This is a genomic window from Okeania sp. SIO2F4, from assembly GCF_010672385.1.
Classification (GTDB): Bacteria; Cyanobacteriota; Cyanobacteriia; order Cyanobacteriales; family Microcoleaceae; genus Trichodesmium.
This window is the reverse complement of the sequence record NZ_JAAHGT010001024.1, coordinates 1-3344: the sequence shown is the minus strand read 5'-3', so window position 1 is coordinate 3344 and position 3344 is coordinate 1. Positions and strand designations below refer to the sequence as shown.

The following is a 3344-nucleotide window of genomic DNA, read 5'->3' as shown; positions in this document are numbered from 1 at the left end:
ATTAATAGACTTATCGGAAAATGACCACCGGGTAGATGCTTATTATCAAGCTCAAAGCTATTATAAAATTGACAAAATTTGGTCAATATCTCAATTATTATTTCCTGCTTTGCTACAACTCCATCCCGAACCATTAAATGTTAGTTATATCTATCCAAATTGGGTTTCTAACCTGGGCAAAGATTTTAAAATTTACTGTCTTTTATGTCCTATTAATGAAATAGAAACCCAAGCTTATCTGATTCACTTTACATCACTTCATGCCTTTTGGCGTTTACATAAACTACCAGAATGGTTTAGACGATTTGTGAAAAAAAGTTTATTTGGTTCAGCTCAAAAACTACTCGATGGTTTAGTGCAGCAAGATGTAGAAATGATAGAAGAAGAACAACAAGCTTATCTAAAAAATCCTCAGCGACGTAATTATGAGTTAAATAGCGCTCTAGTCAGTACACAAAGGTTAATTAGAAAACAAGCCAAAAGATGAATCATAAATATATGCTGAAAATAATAGAGTATCTGTTTAACAACCGATAAGATACTCATAAGGTATAAAACTTATCATACATAAGTTGTCACCATATTAGAGTTAGGTCAAAAGTCCCTGAATTATAGAACTTTTCAGTTAAGTAGACCAGAAAATCCTGATTGGGTTTGGGAGTCGGGAATAGTAAAGATGCCTAGGGTTTCTTTGCTTACCCTAGTTTATCTAGAGCGAAAACTACTATAAATCAGGTCAATCAAGAAAAATTGTCTCTGTTTGAATCTTCCGAATTCAAATAGAGAGTATAACATCTAACTTTTGACTAAAAAATCAGGTCAATAGCCCTCCCTTGAATAGGGTATGAAAAAAAATAAATTTCAGTATTTTAAGCCTCCCAATACAGCAGGAGAAACTGATAACTGAAATAACTTTTGACTCTTAAGTTCATCAAACAGTTACTCTCGAGGAGAGAAATGCGGTGAGCTTGACCGTTGATGCCTGTGGATGAGTAACCGCCGACGGCCTCAGTATAAGCAGGTAGGGACGTTGCACAGGCAAAAATGCGTTTCATGTCGCGCAGCGTTTCGCTACGCGACATGAAAAACGCGCGTTGTCCGCCAGCTAAACGTCCGTACACATTAAAATGTGACTATATGACGTTTTATGTCGGTTTGATGAAGCAGCAGCAACTACATAGCTAATAAAAATTAGCACGATCGAAGTCAATATCTCTCACATTATGGATGGAGCTAGTTCAACATGGGTAATACCATTGGCATAATGTTTGGGTTTTTAGGTGGAACAATTTTCGCCAGTGAAGGGGGATACAAAGTCTTACAACACCCTAACCCAAACCGAGAATATCAAAGACTTTCAGAAGCAAAATGGTTTTTGGCCTTGAGGTGGTGCGAACAATTTCCAGCTCCTGCTGGTATCCTTAACTTCCAAGGTCAATTTTCTTTTTATAATCAAGCAGCATTAAGAATTGGAGAACACAATTTTTTACCTCTAGAGCATAGGCAAGAAATTTTTAATCAATGTTTATCCTTACCAGCAGGTACAACAAAAACTTACTCAATTTTTGCCCCTGATGGTAGTTATTTTAGCTCTTTTGAGGTGATGGGAATTGATATCGATCCGAGATATGGTAGGATTGCTATTGTCAATTCAGTCTAATTTTTTGATTGAAAAAATTGGTAGTCCTAAAATAGTAAGGATAAAGGATATTAGAAGTATTTATTAACTAGGCTTGTTTCCCATTACTTATCATTACTTCTTTACCGACAAATTGGGGGAGGCGTATACCCTTTCAAGGGGATGAAAAAAATATTCGCCATAAGTATTTCACTCCCGATGCTTTAGGCAGAGGAGAGGTAGTATTTCGCTCCGCGACATGAAAAGCGCAGCTCCTCCATAGGAGGCTAACTGATAACTGATAACTGATAACTGATAACTGAAATAACCACTACCAAAAAATTAAGCATTAGGTAGGTGAGCTGGAAGAACGCTTATGGCAGCAATAGCAATGTAGATTAGGGCAAAACGGGTTTCAAATATTGCGACAAAATAAAATTTTGTTGTACGATACCAATCTAATCTAAGGGCGATCGCCGCTAACTTAATTAAGGCCACACTATAAGATAAAGCTGTTATTAAGTTTAAGCAGTTGCACCAGTAAATACCAAGTATAATCAGGGTTGCAGTGCTATGATAAATAATTCCGGGTATAGGACAACTGGTCTTTTGTTTCCGTAACTTGAGTGTAAATATAGCACTACTAAAAAATAAGGTATTAAGTATCCACATTGCTATGGCAGTTAGAGAAATATGGCCTGTGGTAGCTGTGTATGCTAGGGGTGCACACAGACAGATAGCTAAAAATCCAATCATTTCGTTTAATATAGATTTTTGTTTGCGTTTAAAAACAGCAACACTATCAGCAATTAAAGCTGCTATTGCTATTGCATAGATCCATAGTAAACATGGAGTCTGGAGGGAAAGCCACCCAGCGATCGCTATTGCAATACTTCCATACAAACCACCCCAGATTAAAAAGCGAGGTTTCCAACTGCTTCGTTGTTTGATTTGCACTACTAAGGGATGTTCTGCTTGTAAGGCAAAAAAAGCACAGATTAGAGCTAAAGTTGTTGAGCTTGTCCATTCTTGGGCTAAAGCTGCTCCTGTGAGAAAAGAACCACCTAATACCAGTAAAACCCCCTGTTCTGGAGAAAAGGTAGGTCTGCACCATGCATATAGGTTGGGGCGATTTTTCTTGCTATTAATTGTTGATAACTGAACCATGCTTAGACTCCATAATATATAGTTATGACTAACTTCTCTCACATTCAGGCAAATCTTTCTATAAATTCTTGAGAATTACTTTTAATAATCTCACAACTACCCCCTAAATTTTATGTATTCATTGATACAGAAATATATAATAGTTACTAAATCAGGCTATTTGGGAATAAAAATTTTTATTTTTTACCTGCTCAAAGAAAAATAATTGAATATGAGGATAAATTAAGATAAGTAATCTTACTTATATCATGTCCAGATAATTTAGTGATAAAAAAAGTTTTTGTTTGTAGTAGAGCTTTAGCCCTATAAATATCTATCTTAGGGCTAGAGCAATACTACGAGCTTTAATTATGAGTATTCAAACGGAGATGATATTATATCAAATCCGGTAGTATTGGTGTAGTTAGATAAATAGTGTGGGGAGATGGGGAGATGGGGAGATGGGGAGATGGGGAGAGCTAGAAATATTTGGTAATAGCTGAAGATGGAACATTTTTTTATACTGAATTAAGTGGATTTGATATTATAGGCTATTTTGGTTAATTCTGGAGATTGCCAA

General features: G+C 36.1%; 3 protein-coding genes and 1 pseudogene. 2 read left to right on the top strand and 2 right to left on the bottom strand.

All coding sequences use genetic code 11. The annotated features are described in order from the left end of the window. A pseudogene (locus F6K22_RS36580) lies at positions 1–487 on the top strand (aromatic ring-hydroxylating dioxygenase subunit alpha); the annotation flags it as partial. 382 nt (positions 488–869) lie between these two features. On the opposite strand, the gene F6K22_RS36575 reads toward F6K22_RS36580, so the two are convergent. Continuing rightward, the gene (locus tag F6K22_RS36575) at positions 870–1055 is read right to left on the bottom strand and encodes a hypothetical protein (RefSeq protein ID WP_293109588.1); all 186 of its coding nucleotides are present in this window, start codon (positions 1053–1055) and stop codon (positions 870–872) included. A 188-nt stretch (positions 1056–1243) separates the two neighbouring features. On the opposite strand from F6K22_RS36575, the gene F6K22_RS36570 reads away from it, so the two are divergent. Further along, on the top strand, positions 1244–1660 hold the full coding sequence (locus tag F6K22_RS36570) for a hypothetical protein (protein ID WP_293109586.1): 417 nt from the start codon (positions 1244–1246) through the stop codon (positions 1658–1660). A 300-nt stretch (positions 1661–1960) separates the two neighbouring features. Here F6K22_RS36570 and F6K22_RS36565 read toward each other — a convergent pair whose 3' ends face one another. Beyond that, complete coding sequence (locus F6K22_RS36565; protein ID WP_293109585.1) at positions 1961–2785, bottom strand: YwiC-like family protein; 825 nt, start codon at positions 2783–2785, stop codon at positions 1961–1963. Positions 2786–3344 lie beyond the last annotated feature (559 nt).

Bases quoted from the DNA above. Each gene is read 5' to 3' on its own strand.
- F6K22_RS36575 (WP_293109588.1), bottom strand. From the start codon at position 1,055: ATGAAACGCATTTTTGCCTGTGCAACGTCCCTACCTGCTTATACTGAG.
- F6K22_RS36570 (WP_293109586.1), top strand. From the start codon at position 1,244: ATGGGTAATACCATTGGCATAATGTTTGGGTTTTTAGGTGGAACAATT.
- F6K22_RS36565 (WP_293109585.1), bottom strand. From the start codon at position 2,785: ATGGTTCAGTTATCAACAATTAATAGCAAGAAAAATCGCCCCAACCTA.